Below are 23,366 nucleotides of genomic sequence, written 5' to 3' on the forward strand. Positions count from 1 at the left end.
CGGCCATCGGTGACATCAGGAACTTGATGTCTTCCTGGGTGTAGCCGAAGGCCTGCTGGCGGTCCAGCAGCGAGGGTGACTCGTTCAGGCCCGAGCTTGACGCCGAGCTGGCGCTGGCTTCGTCGGATCCCATCTTCGTGCCGTCGGTCGGCGCGGGCACCGTCGCGGCCTGCACGTCGTCGAGCCGGATACGCAGGTTTTCAATCCACTGCTTGTAGGGTTTGCTGTGGGCCAGCGTGGCCTTGATCTCTTCGTCGTCAATCATGCGGCCTTGCTCCAGATCGATCAGGAACATCTTGCCGGGCTGCAGCCGCCACTTACGCACGATCTTGTTTTCGGGAATTGGCAGCACGCCGGACTCAGACGCCATGATGACCAGGTCATCGTCGGTCACGCAGTAGCGGGACGGCCTGAGGCCATTGCGGTCCAGCGTCGCGCCAATCTGGCGGCCGTCGGTGAACACGATGGAGGCCGGGCCGTCCCATGGCTCCAGCATGGCGGCGTGGTATTCATAAAAAGCCTTGCGCCGTTCATCCATCGTGGCGTGCTGTTCCCAAGGCTCGGGAATCATCATCATCACGGCCTGGCTGATCGGGTAACCGGCCATGGTCAGCAGTTCCAGGCAATTGTCGAAAGTCGCGGTGTCGGACTGATCGGCAAAACTGATCGGGTAGAGCTTTTGCAGATCGGCGCCCAGCACTGGCGACGACATCACGCCTTCGCGCGCTTTCATCCAGTTGTAGTTGCCCTTGACGGTGTTGATCTCGCCGTTGTGGGCGACATAACGGTAAGGATGGGCCAACGGCCACTCAGGGAAGGTGTTGGTCGAAAAACGCTGGTGCACCAGGCCCAGAGCCGACACACAACGCGGATCAGTCAGGTCCATGTAATAGGTACCCACCTGGTCGGCCAGCAGCAAGCCCTTGTAGACCACCGTGCGGCTGGACATGCTGGGCACGTAATACTCTTTGCTGTGGGTGAGTTTCAGGCGCTGGATCGCGGCGCTGGCGGTTTTGCGGATCACGTACAGCTTGCGCTCGAGCGCGTCCTGCACGATCACGTCATTGCCACGGCCGATGAAGATCTGCCGCAGGATGGGTTCCTTCTTGCGCACGGTGGGCGACATCGGCATGTCGCGGTTAACCGGCACATCACGCCAGCCCAGCATCACCTGGCCCTCCAGACGCACGGCACGCTCCAGGGCCTGTTCGCAGGCCAGGCGCGAGGCATGCTCCTTGGGCAAAAACACCATACCCACGCCATATTCACCGGGAGGCGGCAGGGCCACGCCCTGCTTGCTCATTTCTTCGCGGTACAGCGCGTCGGGCAGCTGGATCAGGATACCGGCGCCATCACCCATCAATTTGTCGGCGCCGACGGCGCCCCGATGATCCAGGTTCTCCAGGATCTTCAGACCCTGCTGAACAATCGCATGGCTTTTGTGGCCCTTGATATGCGCAACAAAACCAACGCCGCAGGCGTCGTGCTCGTTCGCCGGGCTGTAAAGACCGTTTTGTTCAAAATGCCTGATTTCAGCAGCCGTCGTCATGGCGCACTCCTAGTCGGTTGGGGGGGACAGCAGCGCATTGGCTACGCGCACCAACGCTGTCCTTCCATGTTTCGTAATATTCGTAATCTGTCGCTGGGGAAGAGAGCATAGTGCAGTGCAACAACAATGCCAAGACAAATAAATGGGGTCAGATTCTGATTAATTCACTCCAGCCAAAGTAGAGAATTAATTGGGGACACAATATATTTCAAATAAAAATCAATTGAATCAGATAACTATTTTTCTGAGGCTGTTTTACCCGGTGGCCGGCCAGCCTGTGCCCGGCTGATGCGGCGTGACGTACGGGTTTGCAAATCGGCCACAAACACTGCATCGCCCAGCGCCCATCCACTGAGCGTGGACTGCGTCAGTGCCAGCTGCTGGTCAGCCGTAACGCCCTCGTGCACCATTTCTGCGTAGGCGGCCTCCCGGGCAAAAGGGGTGTTCCCGAGCGACCAGAACAGGGGATGTGGCGTCACCAGCCTGTCCACCCGTAGCCCCGCGTAGTGCGCATGGCTGGACCAGGGGTAGTCGCGCGCCTGGGCCGCCAGGCCATGGCGCACCGGATTGAGGTCCATGTAGGCCATGCAGGCCAGCAGGTGGCGCTCAGGCTGGATCACGGTGGAACGATAGCGCCCTTCCCACAAGGTACCGGATCGGCCGTGGCTGTCGTTGAAGTAGCGCACATACCGCCGGCCGATGGCCTGCATCATTTGGGGCAAGGCCTCTGCTGTCTCCGGCGTTGCCAGCAGATGGAAGTGGTTGCCCATGAGCACGTAGGCATGGATGGCGACAGAAAATTTTCTGGCGATTTCTTCGATCAGGGCCAGAAGGGTCTGGCAGTCGGCCGCTGACGTGGTTATGGCTTGCCGGTTGTTGCCGCGCTGAATGATGTGCTGCGGGTAACCCGGAAGGCTGAGACGGGGAAGACGGGCCATGCTGATGATGCGCTGCAATCCAGCGCATCATAAAGCCTATCTGTCCCCGATTACATTGCTTTAACGCACCACTTTGCCGTCGGGCGTGATGGTGACGAGATCGACCAAACGCACGGCTTCATATTTCTTCGCGCGCAGGTCGACGCGAAAGCCGCCGACGTTGTAGTCCGTGACGGATTCGAAGGCCTTCTGCAGTGCAGCCCGGTCCACCTTGCCACCTGCAGCGCCGCGCCGCACCCCCTCGGCAAACGTCCGGGCGGCGATATAGCCCTCCACACTTTCGTAGCTCGGGTTCTGCTCGGTCTGGTTCAGCGCATCAAGGTATTCCTTGATGATGGGCGTGCCCAGGCTGCGCGGCGAGGGCACGACTTGCGAAATCACCACGCCACCAATTTCCTTGCCCAGCGCGGTGAATAACGGATCAATCCCGACCACCGAGAAATTCAGGAACTGGCCGGCATAACCTGTCTTGCGCATGGCACGGATGAAGGCGGCAGACGTGTTGAACAAGCTGACCTGGATGATGGCCTGGGCATTGGACTTGGCCAGCAGGGCCACGGCGGCATCCACCTTGTCGCTGTTAACCGGGGAGAAGGCATGGGCCACCAGCGGCGGCAACTTGAGGTCCACCAGTGCCTGATTAACCGCCGCCAGTCCGGCGCGCCCCATCGCGTCGTCTTCGGCGAACACCGCAATGCGGTTCTGGTTCAGCGTGGCGCAATGGCGGACCATCTTGTAAGCCTCGTCCGCCAGCGCAGGGCGGATGAGAAACGCATTGCTCGCGGACGCGTCGCGCAGCGCATCGGAGGCCGCGAAAGGCGCAAAAAACAGGGTATTGGACGCCTTCGCAACGGCAAAGGCGGCATCACAACTGGCCGTCCCGACAAAACCGAACAAGGCATCCACGCCGTCATCCACCAGTTGTTTCGCGTTGGCCGCTGCTTTCGCCGGGTTGTAGCCGTCATCGAGCGCCTTGACCTCTATCTTGTAGCCGGCTGCACCATTTTTTGCATTGATCGCATCGAAATAGAGCTTGGCGCCATTGAGGTAGGCCAGCCCGATGTGGTCGGCGGCGCCTGTCAGCGGAACGGATTGCCCAATGACCAGCTTGCGGCCACCCTTGCTGGCCTGAGACCAGACCGCCGGACTGAAAACCGCTGCGCCCGCAGAAACCCCGCTCGCAATAAGTGCACGACGATTGATGCTCATGACAAACCTTTTTTTCAATACCGGGCACTTACGCAAGATGGGTGCCCAACTAACGCAGTCTCGGCTTTTTGTAACAAATTGAACGCCAAGCCAAGATTAAATCTTTATCGGGCGCAGAGGAGGGCCTGCGGATGCCAACACGTCATAAGGCTATGCCAGGTCCCCGGATTCGCCAGGCCTCCGGACGCACGCGCGTTTCAGGAGCAACTGGATTTGCCGGGCGAGCACGAGACCGACCACCGAACACGCGCCGGTGACCATCCAGGTCCATTGCCAATGGCCCGCCTGTGCCGCAACCCAGGCCACCAGCGGTGGCCCGAAAAACTGGCCCGCCGCAGACCATTGCTGCATCCAGCCGATGGTTGTGGGGACAGCCTGCACATCAGGCGCCAGCCGCACCGCCAGGCTGAACAACGTTCCCGGAATCAGCCCGCCCATCATGGAAAAAGCGAGTACCGCGAGGTACTGGATCCAGGGATGGCCCTCCACACCAAAGGCAAAAAGGGTACCCAGTGTCATGGCAGCAAACCCCGTTGCCAGCAAGGCCACCGGCGAAGCGCCGCGGTGCAGCCATCGCCCTGCGGAGAGGTTACCGATGATATTGACACCGGCTGCCAGCGCCGTCAGCCAGGCGGTAGCGCCCGGTGCCGCGCCAGCTTGCGCATAAATCGTCGGAAGAAATCCGACCACGGCCAGCCATTGACCCGAATACATCGCGAAGCTCAAGGCTACCAGCCAGGCGCCACGCGAGCGCAAAGTGAGCACCAGCAGCGCGCGCCAATGAGAGGGGCCAGCGTCCCTCGGCTTTTCCGGGCTCACCAGCAAGACCTGCGCAGACGCGTCGGCAGGGACACGCAGAAGGACCAGCGCGGCCAGCGCAAGCGCCAAAGCAGACAGACTCCACCACCACAGGCGCCAGCCCCAAGCGGTGTCGGCCAGCAACATCACCGCCGGGCCGACCAGCAGGGCCAGCGCGGTCCCGAGCGGCATGTAGGCACCCCATCCGCCCAGCACACGGCTCAACTGCGCGGGCGGCACCAGCACACGCAGCAAGCCGGGCGCTGGCAGCACCACGCACAGAAAACCCAGGCCTTCCAACGCGCGGGACAGCAACAAGGCGGACGCCGTCGACGCGGAGCCCCCCATCACACTGGCCCCTGCGAGCACCAACAATCCCGCCAACATACTTTTGCGGGGGCCCCAGCGCTGGATCATCAAGCCAGCCGGGAGGCCCAGCACCATGCCAGCGAGCTGCACTAGCGACAGCAAGAACCCCGCCTGCAGCAGCGACACCCCCATGGCCTGCTGCAGCACCGGCAGCGCAGGCGGCAGCTTGGCCACATGCAGGGCGGCCACTACCCCAGCGGCAATCACGCACGTGGCGGGGTGCGGCAGCTTCAAGGGGGAAACGCCACACGGCCGATCAGGCGTTCATGTTCTCTCGCGGCGAAACGGTCCGTCATGCCGGCAATGTAGTCCGCCACCACCCGCTCAGGCTTGGCCGGGTGGCCAGTATCGGCAAGCGTGTCGGTGTCCAGCCGGTCAAACCGGTCGGTGTGCGCCTGTGGCATTTCTGCCGGATCGGCCATGTAGGCAGCAAACAGATCACGCACCACCTGCTGCGCGGTCTGCGTGGTCTCGACGACCTGCGGATGGCGGTATAAATTTTGTAGCAGAAAACGCTTGAGGGACGAGGACTTCACGGCCATTTGGTTGCTGAAACACACCAGCGGGCCGCATTCGCGCACGGCCTGCACGCTGCCTGCCCCGGCGGCGCGCAAGGCCGAGCCGGTCGCATCCATCACGTCATAGACCTGGGCGCTGAGCATGCGACGTATGGTTTCGAACAGCAGACGGCGCCCCTGCAGGCCGGGATACTGCAGCAGCGTTTCGTGGCTGTACTGCTCGAAGAGCTCGACCTGTGCCAGCTGATCCATGCTCAGCAGGCCAGAGCGAACACCGTCGTCGATGTCATGCGCGTTGTAGGCGATCTCGTCGGCGAGGTTGGCGAGCTGGGCTTCCAGGCCGGGTTGCCGCGCGGGCTGTCCCTCGGCCGCAGCCAGAAAACGGTGCGCCACGCCGCCGGGCTCGCGTTCCTCGATGCGCCTGGCATTGCGGCGCGAGCAGTGTTTGAGAATGCCCTCGCGGGTTTCAAACGACAGGTTCAACCCGTTGTAGTCCGGATAACGCTCCTCCAGCGTGTCCACGACGCGCAGGCTCTGCAGGTTGTGCTCAAAGCCGGCGCTGCCCGGATGTTGGCTCCTGAGGCAACTGTTGAGCGCGTCCTGCCCGGCATGGCCAAACGGCGTGTGGCCGAGGTCATGGGCCAGCGCAATGGCTTCAACCAGGTCTTCGTTCAGGCGCAGGGTGCGGGCAATCGACCGGCCGAGCTGGGCGACTTCGAGCGAATGCGTCAGCCGCGTGCGAAACAGGTCTCCCTCGTGGTTCAAAAACACCTGGGTTTTATAGACCAGGCGCCGGAACGCGGTGGAATGCACAATCCGGTCGCGGTCGCGCTGGAAGGCTGAACGCGTGGGCGCGGCAGCCTCCGGATGACGGCGGCCGCGGGACTCGGCGGGATCGCAGGCGTAGGGTGCGAGCAGCGTCATGACTTATGCATCAAATCGGCATCCAGCCCCTGCTGATCGGGCGAAAACAGCTATCATTTTTATAGCAATCAGACCGACTCACTCGCAGCAGGCGTCAATCACTTCGCGCACCAGGGCATCCGGCGCACTGCGAACGGTAGCGCTGCCCGGCGCATCGATCACCACGAATCTGATTTGCCCGGCCTCGGCTTTTTTGTCCACACGCATCAACTGCAGGTAGCGCCCGGCACTGTCGGTAGGCGCCAGACGCGGGCCAATGACCGGAAGCCCGGCGCGCTGTATCAGCGTACGCAGGCGGTGGACAAAGGCCTCATCGACCAGGCCCAAGGCCTCAGACAGGCGCGCGGCCATCACCATGCCGCAACCCACACCCTCTCCGTGCAGCCACTGGCCGTACCCCAGCCCCGATTCGATCGCGTGGCCGAAGGTGTGACCAAAATTCAGAATGGCGCGCAAGCCGGTCTCGCGCTCGTCCTGGCCCACAACCTCGGCCTTGATCTCGCAGCTGCGCCGGATCGCATACGCCAGCGCAGCGGGCTCGCGCGCCAGCAAGGCGTCGATGTTGTCCTCGATCCAGCCGAGGAAGGCCATGTCGGCAATCGGCCCGTATTTGATGATTTCGGCGAGGCCGGCACTCAGCTCGCGCGGCGACAGGCTCTGCAGCACATCCAGGTCGCAGATCACCCGCTCGGGCTGGTAGAACGCGCCCACCATGTTCTTGCCCAGCGGGTGGTTGATCGCCGTCTTGCCGCCCACCGACGAATCCACCTGCGCCAGCAGCGTGGTCGGCACCTGCACAAAAGGCACGCCACGCATATAACAGGCCGCAGCAAAACCCGTCATGTCACCCACCACACCGCCACCCAGCGCAAACAGCACGGTCTTGCGGTCGCAACCGTTTTCCAGTAGCGCATCAAAAATCAGTTGCAATGTGGCCCAGTCCTTGTGAGCTTCCCCATCGGGCAGGGCCACCAGCAAGACGCGTTTGTAATGCGGCCGCAGCGCTTTCTGCAGTAGCGCGGCGTAGAGCGGGGCCACCGTGCTGTTCGAGACAATCAACGCCGTGCTCGACGAAGGCAGGTTCTGGTATGTCGCTGGGTCGCCCAGCAGGCCAGCGCCTATGGTGATGGGGTAGCTGCGCTCGTCCAGGGCAATCAGCACCTGTTGCGTCGCCGGAGAAGGATTTACTTGCATGCGCCCAAGTGTAGAGGCTGCGCTTTGAGTCTTGGCGGAAAGACCCCCGCCTCTCGATATGCTGGCCTGGAAGCGCCTGGCGTCAGTTTTCTGGACCCGGACCCGGTACCAGCCCGGATATTTCAAGCTGCTTGACGATCAGGTGAACCAGCGCCGAAACGGAAGGACGTCCGGTCTCGATGACAAACCGCGCACTCTCACGGTACAGGGGGTCGCGCAGCGCATACAGGTCGCGCAAACGGGTCAGTGGATCAGCCACCTGCAACAGCGGGCGGTTCTGGTCACGGCGCAGCCGGCGAAAAACGCCTTCCGGCGACGAGTGCAGGTACACCGCGTAACTTCGCTGCTGCAGGTGCTCGCGGTTGGCCGACCGCAGCACAGCGCCGCCCCCCGTGGACAGGACACAGGGCTCGCCCAGCGTCAATTCATCAATGACCACTTGCTCAAGGTCGCGAAAAGCTTCTTCGCCTTCCCGCTCGAAAAACTCACGGATGGACAGGCCAATACGCTTTTCGATGACATGGTCGGTATCCAGAAATGCCCAGTTCAGGCGGCGCGCGAGCTGGCGCCCGACGGTGGATTTTCCGGAGCCTGGAAGGCCGACGAAGGCGACATGGGGAGGAAAATTCAAAGGGGCACCCATGTCAGGATTGAGCATTTAAGAGGTCGGCCGGGCCACCTATCTGTCTGGCGCGTGACCTTGACATTTCCAAGGCAACACACAGGCCGCAGGCTAGCGGGTTTTTACGCAGCCCTGGCCTGCGTTGGCTCCAGGCTGAAGAGCGCTGCAGCGCTTAGCGCAGAGCAGCGCCGTTGCTGATCATTTTGGGGGAAATAAAGACCAGCAGTTCTGATTTGTTGGCGGTTCGTGTCCTGGTTTTGAACAAGTTGCCTACCCCAGGGATATCACCCAGCAGGGGGACCTTGGTTTCGTCCTCACGCTCGGTCTGCTCAAAAATACCCCCAATAACCACCGTGCCACCGTTTTCGACCAGTACCTGGGTCTGGATGTGTTTGGTGTCGATGGCAAAACCATTGGCCGTAGCACGACCGACACTGTCCTTGTTGACATCAACATTCAGGATGATGTTGCCCTCGGGCGTGATTTGCGGGGTCACTTCCAGTTTCAGGTTGGCCTTGCGAAACGCAATCGAAGTTGCGCCACTGGAGGTCGCTTGCTGGTACGGCAGCTCTGTGCCCTGTTCAATCAGCGCCTTGACCTGGTCAGCAGTCACTATACGCGGGCTGGACACAATCTTGCCTTTGCCATCGGCTTCCATCGCCGAAATTTCAAGATTCAACAGTCTGGTCAGCGAGGAATTAAACAGTGAAATCGCAAAAGTTGCTGCGGGAAAACCATTTTGGCCAACCCCGGGTAAATTGACGAAATCACCTGCAGTCGTTCCAAAGTTTGTCCCCAGTTGGGGGGCAGTACCCGCCGGAATATTCGGTGTGATGTACGTCGCGCCGAACTGTGTATTCTGGCTGCCATTTAAAGTGAAGGGGCGGCCGCCCAGCCTCACACCCAGGGATTTTCCAAAGGTATCCGACGCCTCCACAATCCGCGCCTCGATCAACACCTGTCGCACAGGAATATCCAGCTTGGCGATCAGGCTCTGGACCTGCTCAAGCTTGGATGGGATGTCCGTCACGAACAACTGATTCGTGCGGGTTTCAGAGATGACACTGCCGCGAACCGACAATATTTTGGTAGCGCCGGCAGCCCCGGTGCCCAACAACCCCTTGGCGACCTCCTCAGCCTTCGCATAGTTCAACTTGAAATCCTGCGTGCGAACCTGCTCCAGACTTTGGATTGCGTTTCTCGACTCAAGATCGAGCTTGTCCTTGGCGGCGAGTTCGTCCTTGGGTGCAATCAGCAACACATTGCCCGTCTTACGCATTCCCAGTCCCTTGGCCTGGAGAATGATGTCCAGCGCCTGATCCCAGGGCACATCCTTCAAACGCAAGGTCACCGCACCCGTCACGCTGTCGGAGGTGACGATATTGAAGTTGGTGAAGTCGGCGATGACCTGCAGCAGCGAGCGGGTTTCAATATTCTGGAAATTCAGAGACAGTTTTTCACCCGTGTACCCTGGCCCCTGAGACAACTTGGATTCGTCCACTTTCTGCTGACGGACTTCCAGAACAAACTGGTTATCGCTCTGGTAGGCGCTGTGCTCCCACTGGCCCTTGGGCTCCACCACCATGCGAACCTTGTCGCCGAACTGGGAGGTTGTCACGGTCTGGACAGGCGTACCAAAATCCGACACATCCAGACGACGGCGCAGGCCCTCTGGCAAGGCGGTCTTCAGGAATTCAACGACCAGGGTTTGACCCTGTTGCCGGATATCCACCCCGACCTGGTTATTGGCCAGATCAACCACAATGCGGCCCGAGGCATCGGTGCCCCGCCGAAAGTCAATATCTTTCAGAGGCAAGGTGTCGCGGTTACGGTTTTCGGCAAAGACCGGGGCAACTACGGCTGAGGGCGCTGCGACGGCCACTGGTGTCAGAGCGATCAACAAGGATTTGCCCTGAATTTGAGCGCTGTAAGCCGTGGACGCCTTGAGATTCAGCACAACACGGGTTCTCTCGCCGGCCTGCACCACATTGGCGGAGCGCAGGTTGCCCAGGTTCAGCTCGACCGCTGAGCGGCCCATGGAATTGCTGACCCCGGGAAAATCCAGGGCAATCCGGGCGGGCGTCTGAATCGTGAACCCGGTGGGAACCACAGTCAAGGCCTCTTTGAGGTCGATGCGGACCACTTCCGTGCCGCCTTGAACCGAACCTGTCACGGACTCTATGGCGTTGGGGGCCTGCGCCCAGAGCGCAGTCGACAGGGAGGCTGCCAGCATCGCTGCGCCGACAGCTGTGCGGACTGATGCCTGAACCCACGCCCCCCGCAACATGCCCGCGCTCATCGCACATGCGTTCTTGTTCATTTTGATCCCTCTTGAAGCTGTATGTTCACCATCCGCTCGGTCCACTCCCCTGCGGCGTCCTGCACGATTTCACGCAGGGCCAGCTCGGTCTCGGATATCTTTGTGATGCGGCCGTAGTTTTGGCCCAAATAATTGCCAATCCGTACCTGATAAAGCAAATTGTCCACCCGCACCAAGGCAACCGGCTGCCCCTGCTTGATGAGGCTGCCGACCATGGCCACCGTATCCAGCGGCACGGCTTCCAATGGCTCCTTGCGACGGTTCAGCTCAGGTGCGATCAACCCGGCGTTGGAGCTTGCCTGGCTGGAGTCACGCTTGAGTGCCTGCAAGAGTTTCTGATTGCTGAAAGGCTCAATCGCCCCTTCCTGCGTATAGGCTTGCGGCGAAAACTTGGTCGGCTCGGAGATGGGTTGGATCTTGGGCCGGGTCTGGCTGCGCTGCTCACTCATCCACTGCTGCAATTCCTCATGCTCTGAGGAACTGCAGGCGGCGAGCCCCAAACATGCGCTCAACACGAACACCGGAACCACCAGTTCTCTGGTCCACGCCCGCCTCATTTTTTGGGCCCTTTGGCGGTAGAAGCCGCTTTTTGCTGCGAGGCAACCTCTTCGGTATCGAGGTAACGGAAGGTCTTGGCGGTGCTGTCCATGCTCATCATGCCGTCCTTGACCGGGGAAATCGCGATATTGTTCAAGGTCACAATGCGCGAAAGGTTGGCAATGTCTGCCGCAAAGGCGCCGATATCGTGGTAACGGCCCGTGACCTTGATCGCAATCGGCAACTCTGCGTAATAGTCCTTGACGCTCACCTGCCCTGGCCTGAACAGCTCAAACTGCAGGCTGCGGCCCAGGCCGGCCTGGTTGATATCAGACAACAGGGCATCCATTTCGGCCTTGCTCGGCAGCTGCTTTTCGAGCTGTGTCACATATTGCTGAACCTGCTCACGCTGCTTTTTCAGTGCCTCGAGATTGACAGCCTGTGCCAGCTTTTTGGTGAAGTCTTCGCGAAGCTGCAGTTCCTTGGCCTGCTCGGCTTTCAATTCCTCATCGGAGGCACTGAGCCAGACAAACCACAATGCGGCCACGACTGCAACGGTCACGAATAGGCAAAGAAGATAACGCGGAAGCGCCGGCCATGAGGGAGGGTCGTTCGGATTGAGGCCGGCAAATTGCGCCTTCAAACCATCCGGGATGGCAGCAAGGTTTAGGTTGACTTTAGCCATATTCAATGCCTGTTCGTATCCATGCCGTCAACTTTTACCCGCAGCGGGTTTTGCAGGCGCCGCTTTGACGGGAGCCGCTGACGCTTTCTGCACATCAGTCGCGCGCTTGAGCGCCACCCGCATGGAAAAATTGGAAACACGCCGCTGATCGCGAGCGCTAAGAGCGAGCGCCTTGCCAGTGATTTCAATCAACTCGGGGCGGGTGAGCCATGGGCTGTTGTTGCTCAAGTTACGCAACAGTTCGGAGACCCGCTCATTGGATTGGGCAACGCCGTTCAGCAAAACCACCTGATTGTCCTGCTTCATGCCGGTGAGGTAGACACCGTCGGGCAGTTGCTTCACCAACTCATCAAGCAGATAGACCGGCAGATTCCGGTTGCCCTGCAAGTCTTCAACTGCATTCTGGCGGGCGCGCAGCGCGGCGATCTCCTGCTGCAGGCCTGCAATCTCCTTGATCTGGTTTTCAAGCCGGGTGATTTCCGATTTGAGGAAGGTGTTTCTCCCCTGCTGCCCCGAAATCTGGGCCTGGTACCAGGAGAACACAGCGCCGCAGATGAGGCCACCCGCCAGGGCGGCAATACCCAGTGCAACAAAAAAGGCCTCACGCCTGCGCTTGCGCGCAGCTTCACGATGGGGAAGCAAATTGACCAGAATCACTGGAAAAACCTCCGCAAGGCAAGCCCACAGGAGGTGAGGTAAGACGCTGCTTCACGCTTCATCTTGTTTTCCCGGACATTGCTGCCCAGCGTCATCCCTTCAAAAGGATTAGCCACCATGCAGGCGAATGATGTTTGCTGCGTCACCGCGTCCGTCAACCCAGGCAGGGCCGACGAGCCTCCGGCCAGCATCACTTGATCCACCTTGTTGTGCGGGGTGCTGGTGAAAAAGAACTGCAGGGCCCTGCCGATTTCCTGCGCCATGCTGTCGACAAATGGCTTGAGCACGTTGTTGCCATAGTCGTCGGGCAGGTCACCACTGCGTTTCTTGCTTTCTGCTTCCTCGGGAGAAAACCCGTACTGGCGAATGATCAGCTGGGTCAACTGGGCGCCGCCGAACGCCTGGTCACGCTCGTACAGCACTTCGTCGTTCTTGATGACCTGCATGCTGGTCGTCAGGGCGCCCAGCTCAAACAGTGCCACCATGGTGTCCAGCCCCTTGTTGGGGAGGTTCTCTATCAGCCGGGCTGTTGCCAGACGTGATGCATAGGACTCCACATCAACGACCACCGGCTTGAGACCAGCCGCTTCAGCAAGCCCCTGCCGGTCACTGACCTTTTCCTTGCGTGACGCGGCAATCAATACTTCCACGTCACCAACTGAAGTGGCACTGGGCCCCACAACGCAAAAATCCAGACTGACTTCGTCAAGGGAAAAAGGGATGTACTGGTTGGCCTCGGCCTCAACCTGGATTTCAAGCTCCTGCTCGCTCAGGCCGCCGGGAAGAATGATTTTTTTGGTGATGACCGCTGATGCCGGCAGAGCCATGGCCACGTTTTTGGTCCGTGTCCCGCTTTTCTTGACCACCCGGCGCACCGCCTCGGCCACTTCGTCAAATTTTTCAACATTGCCGTCGGTGATCCATCCCCTTTCCAGGGGTTCGATCGCGCAACGATCAAGCACCAGGTTGCCTGCCTTGTCGCGGCTTAACTCCACCAGCTTCACGCTGGAGGAACTGATGTCCAAACCCAGCAAAGCGGACGATTCACGGCTAAATAAGGATCCCAAAGAGATCAAGACGGTCCCCAAATGACGGCTAACTTGTAGCGCTACAAACTTAAGAAATCACTTGAATGCTATCAGTAAGGTCCTTGTGCGACAAAGGATTTTTCGTTTTTGTCTTACCATCACCGTTGTCAAAAGTTGACGCTTTTGGAGAGTTTCCGCGCTTTGGCGTCAAAAAGCGGCCAGCCGCCAATAAATGCAAAATGTGGAATCCACAATGCCGCCGAAGCCTTCCGAAACGGGCTCTTTTAATAATGCTGGCGCACACTTACATTAAATCCCCATGCCTCCAAACTCTCCGTCCTCCGATACCGGCTCATCTACCGTCCATCGCCTGACCTGGTTGCCGGCCCTCCTGAAGGCTGCCGCCTGGACGCTGGGCGTGGCCCTGGCGGGCGTGTTTTCAGTGCTGATGGTTGTTGCCGTGGCGCTGTCAGTGGCCTACCCCAACCTGCCGGATGTGTCTGATTTGCTGGACTACCGGCCCAAGTTGCCTTTGCGTGTCTATTCATCGGACGGCGTGCTATTGGGCGAGTTTGGCGAGGAGCGACGAAACCTGACCCCCATCGGCGACATCCCGAAAGTCATGAAGGACGCGGTTCTGGCCATTGAGGACGCGCGTTTCTTCTCGCACGGCGGTGTGGACTATATCGGCGTGATCCGCGCCGGCTTGGCCAACATGGGCCGGGCCAAAAGCCAGGGTGCCTCCACCATCACCATGCAGGTCGCGCGCAATGTCTACCTGTCCACCGAGAAGAGCTACACCCGCAAGATCTACGAAATGCTGCTGACATTCAAGCTGGAGCACCTGCTCAGCAAGGACCAGATTCTCGAGATTTATATGAACCAGATATTTCTGGGGCAACGGGCCTATGGTTTCGCGGCAGCCTCGGAGACCTATTTCGGCAAACCGCTCAAGGACGTCAGCATCGCTGAAGCGGCCATGCTGGCGGGCCTGCCCAAAGCGCCGTCCGCCTACAACCCGGTCAGCAATCCCAAGCGGGCCAAAGCGCGCCAACTCCACATCATCGAACGCATGCAGGACAACGGCTTCATCACGCCAGCGCAGGCGGAGCTGGCCAAGGCCGAACAACTCAAGGTCAGGTCCGGACCGGACACAGGACGGGTGCACGCCGAGTTTGTGGCCGAAACAGTGCGGCAGCTGGTTTTCAGCCAGTACGGCGACGAGACCTATACCCGGGGCCTCAATGTTTTCACAACCCTGCGCGCTGCCGACCAAACCGTGGCCTACAAAGCACTGCGCAAGGGCATCATGGACTATGAGCGGCGGCAAATTTACCGCGGGCCTGAAAAATTTATTGAACTGTCAAAAAATCCACAGGAAGCCGAAGACGCTATCGACGATGCCTTGGCGGACAGTCCGGATAACGACGACGTGATGTCCGCCATCGTGCTCGAAGCCAGCCCGAAGAAAATTGTTGCGGTTCGCCAGAACAGCGAAACCATTGAAATCACCGGCGATGGCCTGAAGCCCGCGCAGTCCGGCCTGTCCGACAAGGCGGCGCCCAACATCAGGATCCGCCCTGGCGCCCTGATCCGCGTCACCAGGACGCCGAAAAACACCTGGGAAATCACGCAGTTGCCCGAGGTCGAAGGCGCTTTTGTCGCCCTCGACCCGCGCAATGGCGCGATCCGGGCGCTGGTCGGCGGTTTTGACTACGAGAAGAACAAGTTCAACCACGTGACGCAGGCTTGGCGCCAGCCTGGCTCCAGCTTCAAACCCTTTATTTACTCGGCGGCCCTGGAAAAGGGCTTCACGCCCGCAACGGTCGTCAACGACGCACCGCTGTTCTTCGACGCTGGCGTCACGGGCGGGCAACCCTGGGAACCCAAGAATTACGACGGCACGTTTGACGGCCCCATGAGCCTGCGACGCGGCCTGGCCAAATCCAAGAACATGATTTCCATTCGGGTGCTGCAGGCCGTCGGCGCCAAAAAAGCCCAGGAGTGGATCACCCATTTCGGTTTCGACGCCGAAAAGCACCCGGCCTACCTGACCATGGCGCTGGGCGCCGGTTCGGTGACCCCCTTGCAGATGGCCATTGGTTATTCGGTGTTCGCTAATGGTGGCTACCGCGTGAATCCCTACCTGATCACCAAAATCACCGACCAGAAAGGCCGCGTCGTGGTCGAGAGCCCTGCGCCCAAGCTGGACGAGTCGGTGCGTGGCATTGAGCCGCGCAATGCCTTCATCATGTCCAGCCTGCTGCAGGAAGTCGCCCGCACTGGCACCGCCGCAAAGGCGCAGGCCACACTGAAGCGCCCCGACCTGTACGGCAAGACTGGTACGACCAATGACTCGATTGACACCTGGTTTGTAGGGTACCAGCCGACACTGACGGCCGCGGTCTGGATGGGCTACGACACGCCGAAAAAGCTGGGTGACCGTGAAACCGGCGGTGGTCTGAGCTTGCCCATCTGGATCAACTTCATGGAATACGCGCTCAAGGGCGTGCCGGTGACCGAATTCACGCCGCCCGCAGGCGTCGTCAACATCGGCGGCGAATGGTTTTATGACGAATACGCCAAAGGCTCCGGAATCAGCAGTGTGGGGCTGGGCGACAAGCCCGCGCCGGGCGCCGGCGCCGACAACCCCATCCAGGGCCAGCCAGTGCCGCCCGGTGCCGCGATTCAGTCGCCGCCGCCCAGCGATGAAAGAAAGCGGATTCTGGATCTGTTCAAAAATTGAGTTAACCGGTCAGCCGAGGGGGCTGAACACCAGCGACTGCCCGGACTGTTCGCTGGCACACCGCGACAACCCGGCAAACAGTTCGCCAGCGTCCTTGGTGTCGCGCCACCGCCCATCAACCAGCCTGTAGTGAAACCCGCCGGCACGCGCCGCCAGCCAGATTTCCTGCAAGGGTTTTTGCAGGTTGATGATGATCTGGCTGCGGTTGGCAAAAGTCAGCGTGACCATGCCGCCCGTTCGCTGGTTGTCGACATCAGCATCCGTCTCATCATTGATCCGGTCACAGGCGGTTTCAATAGCCGCGAGCGCGGCCTCGGCATGGTCCAGATAATCCAGGTCCGTCATTACAATCCCATCATGTTTGCAAGATTCCACATTCGACTCCAAATTCTAGGCCGTGGACGTGATCTCTTCCCGGGTCATGGCCTTTGCACCCTGGCGCTCGCGCTGGCCGGCGCCGCCAGCCTGGGCGCCTGCGGCCAGAAAGGCCCTCTGTTTTTCCCGCCGCCGCCCAAGACGGTTTCGGCGCCAGGAGTCACACCAACCAGACCAGCCACTACCGCAGCGCCTGTGGCCACGCCCGACATCCCGCAGCCGCCTCCTGCCGCACCCCAGACCTCGGCACCACGATGAGCCTGGCACCCAACCCTGCCTTGCTGTCAGACTTGCCCGGTGCGCCGCAGCTCGCCTACCGGCAAGGCCGGTTGCACCTGGAACAGGCCAGCCTGGAGGCTCTGGCCCGCGAACACGGCACGCCCCTGTTTGTTTATTCCAAAGCGGCCATGCTGGCCGCGCTGGCCGCCTATCAGCAAGGATTCGCGGGACGTGATGCACAGATTTGTTATGCCATGAAAGCCAACTCCTCACTCGGGGTGTTGCAGGTGTTTGCGCAGGCCGGCTGCGGCTTTGACATCGTCTCGGGCGGTGAACTGGAACGCGTGCTGGCGGCCGGCGGGGACGTGCGCAAAATCATTTTTTCCGGCGTGGGCAAGACTCGCGCCGAAATGCGGCAGGCCCTGCAAGCCGGTATCGGCTGCTTCAACGTCGAGAGCGAGGCCGAGTTGGACGTTCTGTCGGAGGTCGCGCTGGCCATGGGCCTGGTCGCGCCAGTCAGCATCCGGGTCAATCCCAATGTGGACCCCAAGACGCACCCCTACATCTCGACCGGCCTGAAGGGCAACAAATTTGGCGTGGCGCATGAAGACGCGCTGCGCATCTACCAGCATGCGGCATCGCTGCAAGGATTGAGGGTAGCAGGCATCGACTGCCACATTGGCTCGCAGATCACCGAGACCACGCCCTACCTGGATGCGATGGACCGGGTGCTGGACCTGGTTGCCAGCATCGAAGGCGCAGGCATTCCCATCGACCACATCGACTTTGGCGGCGGCCTGGGCATCAACTACAACCAGGATGCACCGCCCGCCGCGGACGCGTTGTGGAAGCTGTTGCTGGGCAAGCTGGACGCACGCGGCTACGGCAAGAAAAAACTGATGATCGAACCCGGCCGCTCGCTGGTTGGCAATGCAGGTCTCTGTCTGACGGAGGTGCTTTACCTCAAGCCCGGTGAACAGAAAAACTTCTGCATCATCGACGCCGCGATGAACGACCTGCCGCGACCGGCCATGTACCAGGCCTTCCACGCCATCGTGCCTGTGGTGCCGGCGCCCGGTGCGGCGCAGACGACTTACGACGTGGTGGGACCGGTCTGCGAAAGCGGTGACTGGATAGGCCGCGACCGCGCGCTGGCTGTGCAGGCAGGCGACTGCCTGGCGGTGTTGTCTGCGGGGGCGTACTGCATGAGCATGGCCAGCAACTACAACACGCGCGGGCGTGCCGCCGAGATCCTGGTCGATGGTGCCCGCACGTATGTGATTCGCCGCAGGGAAACCGCCGCCGACCAGATGCTGCAGGAGCAACTGTTTTCCGCTCCGGTCACGCAGGCTTAAATCACTATTGTTTTGATAGCTGCTCACGCCCGCCCGGCGTGGGCTGCATGCGTTTTTTCTTCATGTATTGCCAGACACGCCAGCCCAGCAGCAGTGCAATGATGGCGACGTACACAAACACCTCGGCAAAATCGTTTTTACCGGAGCGCATCCAGAAAAAGTGCAGCAGCCCCAGTCCGGCGATCAGGTACACCAGCTTGTGCAGCAACTGCCATCGCCGGACGCCCATTTTTTTGATGGCGGCGTTAAACGATGTGGCTGCCAGCGGCGTCAGCAACAAAAAAGCGGAAAAGCCGACCAGGATGAACGGGCGCTTGATGATGTCGGCGATGATCTCGGGCACGTCGAAGCTCATGTCAAACCAGCTGTAGCTGAGCAGGTGAATCAACACATAAAAGTAGGTGAACAGGCCCAGCATGCGCCGAAACCGCGCCAGCGCAGGCGTGCCACTGATGACCCGTAAAGGTGTGACGGCCAGCACAATGCACAGAAAACGCAAGGTCCAGTCGCCGGTCGCGCGTATCAGGTGCTCGGCTGGATTGGCGCCCAGATTATTGGTGAAGGCGCCGTAAAGCAGCCAGGCAAAAGGCAGCAGGGCCAGCGCAAACACCAGCGGTTTGGCGGCCGGATGCATCAGCACCGCATCGGCGGCCTTCATTTAAAAGTTCTTCTTGAGATCCATGCCCGCGTACAGCTGGCCGACCTGGGCCTCATACCCGTTGAACATCAGGGTTTTACGCTTCTTGGCAAACAGGCCGTCCTCGCCAATGCGGCGTTCAGTCGCCTGGCTCCAGCGCGGGTGGTCCACGGTCGGGTTGACGTTGGAGTAAAACCCGTATTCATTGGCGGCGGCCTTGTTCCAGGCCGTGCGCGGTTCCTTGTCGGTGAAGCGGATCTTGACAATGCTCTTGCCGCTCTTGAACCCGTATTTCCAGGGGACCACCAGGCGCACAGGCGCGCCGCTCTGGTTGGGCAGCACTTCGCCGTACATGCCGAAGGTCAGCAAGGTCAGCGGGTTCATGGCCTCGTCCATGCGCAAAGCCTCGACATAAGGCCAGTCCAGCACGCGCGAACCGACAAAAGGCATGGTCTTGGGATCGGCCTGGGTGATGAACTCGACGTATTTGGCGTTGCCCAGCGGCTCGACTTTTTTGATCAGTTCGGCCAGCGAATACCCAACCCAGGGAATCACCATGGACCAGCCCTCAACGCAGCGCAGGCGGTATATCCGCTCTTCCTGTGCGCTGAGCTTGATCAGGTCCTCGATCGCATACGTTTTTGGCTGCTTGACCAGACCTTCCACCGCCACAGTCCAGGGTTTGGTCACCAGGGTGTGGGCGTTTTTGGCCGGGTCCGACTTGTCAGTGCCAAACTCATAGAAGTTGTTGTAGGTCGTGGCGTCCTTGTAGTCGGTGACTTTTTCCATGGTCACCGCACCAGCCACGCCTGATTTGGCGCCTGGCAGGGCCGCCAGCTTACCCGGCTTGGTCACGCCCTGCGCCAGCGCCTCGCGACCGGCCCAGCCAGCCAGGGCCGCACCGGCCGCGCCGCCAGCCATCAGCCTGATCAGGTCACGGCGCTGCTGGTAAACGCCTTGCGGCGTGATCTCGCTCGAAACCGGGTGAATGAAACCGTTGTGTGAGGTCTTGATCAGCATCTTGCTTCCTTGCAGTCGTTGGGGTGGATAACAGTTTGTCTGTATACGCAGCCACTCCTTACGAGGATTCAGATACGCGTTACAAGGTTCCGTAACTGTGCAGGCCCGACAGGAACATGTTCACGCCAAGGAAAGCGAAGGTGGTCACCGCCAGCCCCACCAGTGCCCACCAGGACGCCACAGTGCCGCGCAGGCCCTTGACCAGCCGCATGTGCAGCCAGGCAGCGTAATTGAGCCACACGATCAACGCCCAGGTCTCCTTCGGGTCCCAGCTCCAGTAGCCGCCCCAGGCCTCGGCCGCCCACAAGGCGCCGAGTACGGTGGCTATGGTGAAAAACGCAAAACCGACGGCGATAGCCTTGTACATCACGTCGTCAAGCACTTCGAAGCCAGGCAACCGCGCGGCAATTCGCTTGCGGCCCAACAAAATGGCGGCGGCAATCAGTCCCGACACCAGCAGATAACCGAGCCAGTAGTTGCTGCCGCCGACCTCGGCTGATTTGCGGAAAACAATCGGCACAAAACACAGCACCACGCCAAGCAGCCACAGGGGCGTGAGTTTGTACCAGCGGGTCTCCGCCGCCTGCTGCTTGATCAGGTAGGCCAGCGCAACCATCGCCGCCAACGAGAACATGCCGTAACCGACGAAGTTGGCCGGCACATGCACCTTCATCCACCAGCTTTTGAGGGCTGGCACCAGCGGCTGAATCTCATGCGCCTCGCGCACCACGGTGTACCAGAGCAAAAAACCCACGGCGGCACTGACCACCAGCATCACGAAGGCTCCCAAGGCACGGGTCTTGTAGTGCGCTTCGAAGTACAGGTAAAAAGCCGCAGTCATCCAGCAAAACAGCACGAACACTTCATAAAGGTTGCTCACCGGAATATGCCCGACGTCGGGGCCAATGAGATAACTCTCGTACCAGCGCACCATGGTGCCCACCAGCGCCATGCCTACGGCCACCCAGGCGATCCGGGAGCCCAGGGCTTCCATGGTGTCGCTCTGCCCCCGGGCAAACATGCCCACCCAGTAAAACGTCGTGCTCATGAAAAACAGCACACTCATCCACAGAATGGCCGACTGGCTGGACAAAAAGTATTTGAGCCAGAACACCTGTTCGGCCTGCGCCAGGTCCCCCTGGTAGGACATGATGCCCAGCAGGGAGAACACCGCCACCGCCGCCATCAGCACCCGCAGCGGTCGCCAGAACCAGCCCATTGCAATGGCGGCCGGAATGGCGCCCAGCAAAATGCCTTTTTCGTACACGTCCATGAAGCCGTGGTATCGGGCAAAGGCGAACAGGCCGCCAGCAAGCACCAGCGCTGCAAAAATCCAGTCCGTCAGATTGCGTTTTGCAAAATAGCCTTCGTGCAGGCTGATGGTTGTCGCGTCGGTCCCGCGCGAGCTCAATGTTGTGGTGGTGTTCATAGGGGCACCTGTAAAAGTTTGGTCTTCAGCATCTCGAATTCCTTGTCGCCTTCCAGGGTCTGGCGATTCACCGACATCGCCATGGTCGCGCGGCTGCCGCTGCCCGATTCTGGCCCTTTTTCATCAGCAACGCCGTCGCCGGGACTTGCGGCCGGCGCCAGCCAGACCCAGAGGCGGCGCTCGCGCACATACAACATGGCAAAAATGCCGAGAATCAGCAGCGCGCAGCCCAGGTAGACAATGTTTTTTCCGGGGGTTCGCGTGACCTGGAACACGCTGGCCTGCACCTGCGTGAAGTCCTTGAGTTCAAAGGTCATGGGCGCCGGGTAATGGTGGGCATCGCTCAGCGACAACACGGTCTGGGCCATCCAGGCCTGGGTTCGCTCGTCCACCGGTAACGGCTTCAGGCCGTTTTGCTCGCGTGTGAGTTGCGCCAGCTCAAACAGCACGCCGTTGAGAATACGCACCAGCACCTCGCCGGCTCGGTCGCGTTCGGCTTCCGGCACATTGGCCTCCATGAAGTCTGAAATGGCCTGCAGGCCCGCCGGCGTTTTGGCCTGACCCGCCGCGCCCGTCTGGTCCGGCCCGGCAAACAGTGCCACCGCCCGCGAGGCCGACGCCGCCAGCTGCTGCGCCAGATCGGCCCGGTCCGCGGCAACGGCCTGTTTCACATAACGCTGGACCGCCCGCTCGCGCTGCGCCGGATCGGCCAGCGCGCGGCGCAGCCGCAAAAAGCCCTCCATGCTGCCCTGCTCGTCGGCAGGGATGCGCAGGTACTGGAAGGGCTGGGCAGGTGTTTCGCGTACACCCAGCAAAAACAGCGCGGGCGTGAACTCGTCGCTGTCCATTTTCACGGGCAGCATGTAGTTGTGGAACTCGCGCGCCTGGCCTGCGGCATCTCGCAGCTTGTAGGTCAGGCTGGGGCCGACGTTGCGCAGCTCTTTTTGCTCTTTGGTCTTGTTGGCCGCGCCCATGCGTGCGTCGATGGACTGGCGCAAGTCGACCTTGCGCACGTCCGCGCCGGAGCTGCCCAAATTGCCCGACCCGCTGAAATTTTCCACGTTGATGACACGCAGCGCGGTGTATTCGAGCGTCATTTTTTGAGCGTCCTCCCCCTGGCCATTGGTCAGGCTGCTGGAGCCGCCAATCGTGCCCTGTATTTCAAACAGCTTGCTCGATGGCTGGGCACCCACAGCCATGGGCACCGCCTTGAGCGTGACACTGGAGCCGCCGTCATCAAAACTGGACTGGTAAATCTCGATACCCTTGTAGTGCGCCGGGTGGTTGACCTCGACGCGGGCCGGTGTCTTTTCGCCAGTTTCCCGGTCGTGGATCACGATCTCGCTGGCAAACAGCTTGGGCATGCCGGTCGAGTAATACTCGACGATGAATTTTTTGAGCTCCACCGAAAAAGGCAGGTCCTGCAGCAAAACGCCGCCGGGCTGGTTCAGGATGGCCGTGCTCGATTGTGTGCCCTCGGCCACCAGCAGGTTGGCCCGGAAGGTCGGATTGCCCTCGCCCAGTCGGTGCCGGGCCGGCACGTCGGCAATCAACCCGCCACCGGTGTAGATGGACTTGTCGTTGAGCCACATTTGTGCCCGCACCATCAGGTCGCCATCAAGCAGGCCGCCGATGCAGACCAGCACAATGGCGCTGTGCGCGGCTATGTAGCCCAGCTTGTTGGCAGCGCCAGCCTTGGCCGCGACCATCCAGCCGGTGCCGCCGGCTGCGTCCCGCTGTTGCAGCTTGACCTTCCAGCCGCCCTGCACCAACGTTTGCCCGATGCGCCGGGCGGCGATTTCCGGGCTTTCGCCCAGGCCCTCTTCTGCGCGGTGGCTGAAGGCCTTGAGGCTTTGCTCGCGGACATTTTCCTTGAGCTGGTTCCAGTCGGCCAGTATCTTGGGGGTGTTGCGGGCGATACACAGCGAGGTGGAGACCACCAAAAAGGCCAGAATCAGCATGAACCACCAGGCGCTGTACACGGTGTTGAGGTTGACAGCGCCGAACACCTGCGCCCAGAACGGGCCAAACTGGTTCACGTAGTTGGACAGCGGCTCCTGCTGCTTGAGCACCGTCCCGATCACCGAGGCAATGCAGATGACCGTCAGCAGCGAGATGGAAAACCGCATCGACGACAGCAGTTCCACGCCGGAGCGCAGTGCGTGGGAGCCGGACTTCAGCCGCAGGCCGTGGGTGGAAACTGTCATGCGTGTGGGGCAATGGGCAGGGTGAGCTGC

Annotated in this window: 19 protein-coding genes and 1 pseudogene; 3 read left to right on the forward strand and 17 right to left on the reverse strand. The window is 60.6% G+C overall.

Annotated elements, in window-relative coordinates; all coding sequences use genetic code 11:
* The 12 genes and pseudogenes from ACESMT_RS09660 to ACESMT_RS09715 all read right to left on the reverse strand — a co-directional run.
* A pseudogene (locus tag ACESMT_RS09660) lies at positions 1-1,549 on the reverse strand (glutamate synthase subunit alpha); the annotation flags it as partial.
* A 236-nt stretch (positions 1,550-1,785) separates the two neighbouring features.
* On the reverse strand, positions 1,786-2,487 hold the full coding sequence (locus ACESMT_RS09665) for a transposase (RefSeq protein WP_372826366.1): 702 nt from the start codon (positions 2,485-2,487) through the stop codon (positions 1,786-1,788).
* 60 nt (positions 2,488-2,547) lie between these two features.
* Entirely contained in the window at positions 2,548-3,696 is a 1,149-nt protein-coding gene (locus ACESMT_RS09670) for an ABC transporter substrate-binding protein (protein WP_372826367.1), read from the reverse strand.
* 150 nt (positions 3,697-3,846) lie between these two features.
* The gene (locus tag ACESMT_RS09675; RefSeq protein WP_372826368.1) at positions 3,847-5,097 is read right to left on the reverse strand and encodes a CynX/NimT family MFS transporter; all 1,251 of its coding nucleotides are present in this window, start codon (positions 5,095-5,097) and stop codon (positions 3,847-3,849) included.
* Positions 5,094-6,305: a deoxyguanosinetriphosphate triphosphohydrolase gene (locus ACESMT_RS09680; protein WP_372826369.1), complete on the reverse strand. Its 1,212-nt coding sequence runs from the start codon at positions 6,303-6,305 to the stop codon at positions 5,094-5,096. The genes ACESMT_RS09675 and ACESMT_RS09680 overlap by 4 nt, the downstream gene beginning before the upstream one ends.
* A gap of 78 nt (positions 6,306-6,383) precedes the next feature.
* Complete coding sequence (gene aroB / locus ACESMT_RS09685) at positions 6,384-7,499, reverse strand: 3-dehydroquinate synthase (RefSeq protein ID WP_372826370.1); 1,116 nt, start codon at positions 7,497-7,499, stop codon at positions 6,384-6,386.
* A gap of 82 nt (positions 7,500-7,581) precedes the next feature.
* Positions 7,582-8,130, reverse strand: a complete 549-nt coding sequence (locus tag ACESMT_RS09690; RefSeq protein WP_372826371.1) for a shikimate kinase — start codon at positions 8,128-8,130, stop codon at positions 7,582-7,584.
* A 163-nt stretch (positions 8,131-8,293) separates the two neighbouring features.
* Complete coding sequence (pilQ, locus tag ACESMT_RS09695) at positions 8,294-10,408, reverse strand: type IV pilus secretin PilQ (RefSeq protein WP_372826390.1); 2,115 nt, start codon at positions 10,406-10,408, stop codon at positions 8,294-8,296.
* Positions 10,409-10,437: 29 nt separating this feature from the next.
* On the reverse strand, positions 10,438-10,998 hold the full coding sequence (locus ACESMT_RS09700) for a pilus assembly protein PilP (RefSeq protein ID WP_372826372.1): 561 nt from the start codon (positions 10,996-10,998) through the stop codon (positions 10,438-10,440).
* Positions 10,995-11,663, reverse strand: coding sequence for a type 4a pilus biogenesis protein PilO (locus ACESMT_RS09705; protein WP_372826373.1), 669 nt, complete (start codon positions 11,661-11,663; stop codon positions 10,995-10,997). The genes ACESMT_RS09700 and ACESMT_RS09705 overlap by 4 nt, the downstream gene beginning before the upstream one ends.
* Before the next feature lie 27 nt (positions 11,664-11,690).
* Complete coding sequence (locus ACESMT_RS09710) at positions 11,691-12,320, reverse strand: PilN domain-containing protein (RefSeq protein WP_372826374.1); 630 nt, start codon at positions 12,318-12,320, stop codon at positions 11,691-11,693.
* Positions 12,317-13,396: a pilus assembly protein PilM gene (locus ACESMT_RS09715; protein ID WP_372826375.1), complete on the reverse strand. Its 1,080-nt coding sequence runs from the start codon at positions 13,394-13,396 to the stop codon at positions 12,317-12,319. The genes ACESMT_RS09710 and ACESMT_RS09715 overlap by 4 nt, the downstream gene beginning before the upstream one ends.
* 271 nt (positions 13,397-13,667) lie before the next feature.
* On the opposite strand from ACESMT_RS09715, the gene ACESMT_RS09720 reads away from it, so the two are divergent.
* A complete protein-coding gene (locus ACESMT_RS09720) occupies positions 13,668-16,094 on the forward strand; it encodes a penicillin-binding protein 1A (protein ID WP_372826376.1) in 2,427 nt (808 codons plus the stop codon).
* 9 nt (positions 16,095-16,103) lie between these two features.
* Here ACESMT_RS09720 and cyaY read toward each other — a convergent pair whose 3' ends face one another.
* The gene (gene cyaY, locus ACESMT_RS09725) at positions 16,104-16,439 is read right to left on the reverse strand and encodes an iron donor protein CyaY (RefSeq protein ID WP_372826377.1); all 336 of its coding nucleotides are present in this window, start codon (positions 16,437-16,439) and stop codon (positions 16,104-16,106) included.
* 12 nt (positions 16,440-16,451) lie between these two features.
* Here cyaY and ACESMT_RS09730 point away from each other — a divergent pair, with 12 nt between their 5' ends.
* Together ACESMT_RS09730 and lysA are read left to right on the forward strand one after the other, a co-directional pair.
* The gene (locus ACESMT_RS09730) at positions 16,452-16,727 is read left to right on the forward strand and encodes a lipoprotein (RefSeq protein WP_372826378.1); all 276 of its coding nucleotides are present in this window, start codon (positions 16,452-16,454) and stop codon (positions 16,725-16,727) included.
* A complete protein-coding gene (gene lysA, locus ACESMT_RS09735) occupies positions 16,724-18,043 on the forward strand; it encodes a diaminopimelate decarboxylase (RefSeq protein WP_372826379.1) in 1,320 nt (439 codons plus the stop codon). Before ACESMT_RS09730 ends, lysA begins: the two co-directional genes overlap by 4 nt.
* 4 nt (positions 18,044-18,047) lie before the next feature.
* On the opposite strand, the gene ACESMT_RS09740 is transcribed toward lysA, so the two are convergent.
* The 4 genes from ACESMT_RS09740 to ACESMT_RS09755 form a co-directional block, all read right to left on the reverse strand.
* Complete coding sequence (locus tag ACESMT_RS09740) at positions 18,048-18,701, reverse strand: sulfite oxidase heme-binding subunit YedZ (RefSeq protein WP_372826380.1); 654 nt, start codon at positions 18,699-18,701, stop codon at positions 18,048-18,050.
* A complete protein-coding gene (msrP, locus tag ACESMT_RS09745) occupies positions 18,702-19,700 on the reverse strand; it encodes a protein-methionine-sulfoxide reductase catalytic subunit MsrP (RefSeq protein WP_372826381.1) in 999 nt (332 codons plus the stop codon).
* 79 nt (positions 19,701-19,779) lie between these two features.
* Positions 19,780-21,129, reverse strand: a complete 1,350-nt coding sequence (ccsB, locus tag ACESMT_RS09750) for a c-type cytochrome biogenesis protein CcsB (RefSeq protein WP_372826382.1) — start codon at positions 21,127-21,129, stop codon at positions 19,780-19,782.
* Positions 21,126-23,336, reverse strand: a complete 2,211-nt coding sequence (locus ACESMT_RS09755) for a cytochrome c biogenesis protein ResB (protein WP_372826383.1) — start codon at positions 23,334-23,336, stop codon at positions 21,126-21,128. Before ACESMT_RS09755 ends, ccsB begins: the two co-directional genes overlap by 4 nt.
* Positions 23,337-23,366 lie beyond the last annotated feature (30 nt).

This window comes from Polaromonas sp. (assembly GCF_041689105.1).
GTDB lineage: Bacteria > Pseudomonadota > Gammaproteobacteria > Burkholderiales > Burkholderiaceae_C > Polaromonas.

Coding starts and splice junctions, on each gene's coding strand:
- ACESMT_RS09740 (WP_372826380.1), bottom strand. CDS start 18,701: ATGAAGGCCGCCGATGCGGTGCTGATGCATCCGGCCGCCAAACCGCTG.
- ACESMT_RS09670 (WP_372826367.1), bottom strand. CDS start 3,696: ATGAGCATCAATCGTCGTGCACTTATTGCGAGCGGGGTTTCTGCGGGC.
- cyaY (WP_372826377.1), bottom strand. CDS start 16,439: ATGACGGACCTGGATTATCTGGACCATGCCGAGGCCGCGCTCGCGGCT.
- pilQ (WP_372826390.1), bottom strand. CDS start 10,408: ATGTTGCGGGGGGCGTGGGTTCAGGCATCAGTCCGCACAGCTGTCGGC.
- ACESMT_RS09665 (WP_372826366.1), bottom strand. CDS start 2,487: ATGGCCCGTCTTCCCCGTCTCAGCCTTCCGGGTTACCCGCAGCACATC.
- msrP (WP_372826381.1), bottom strand. CDS start 19,700: ATGCTGATCAAGACCTCACACAACGGTTTCATTCACCCGGTTTCGAGC.
- ccsB (WP_372826382.1), bottom strand. CDS start 21,129: ATGAACACCACCACAACATTGAGCTCGCGCGGGACCGACGCGACAACC.
- aroB (WP_372826370.1), bottom strand. CDS start 7,499: ATGCAAGTAAATCCTTCTCCGGCGACGCAACAGGTGCTGATTGCCCTG.
- ACESMT_RS09720 (WP_372826376.1), top strand. CDS start 13,668: ATGCCTCCAAACTCTCCGTCCTCCGATACCGGCTCATCTACCGTCCAT.
- lysA (WP_372826379.1), top strand. CDS start 16,724: ATGAGCCTGGCACCCAACCCTGCCTTGCTGTCAGACTTGCCCGGTGCG.
- ACESMT_RS09700 (WP_372826372.1), bottom strand. CDS start 10,998: ATGAGGCGGGCGTGGACCAGAGAACTGGTGGTTCCGGTGTTCGTGTTG.
- ACESMT_RS09705 (WP_372826373.1), bottom strand. CDS start 11,663: ATGGCTAAAGTCAACCTAAACCTTGCTGCCATCCCGGATGGTTTGAAG.
- ACESMT_RS09680 (WP_372826369.1), bottom strand. CDS start 6,305: ATGACGCTGCTCGCACCCTACGCCTGCGATCCCGCCGAGTCCCGCGGC.
- ACESMT_RS09755 (WP_372826383.1), bottom strand. CDS start 23,336: ATGACAGTTTCCACCCACGGCCTGCGGCTGAAGTCCGGCTCCCACGCA.
- ACESMT_RS09730 (WP_372826378.1), top strand. CDS start 16,452: ATGTTTGCAAGATTCCACATTCGACTCCAAATTCTAGGCCGTGGACGT.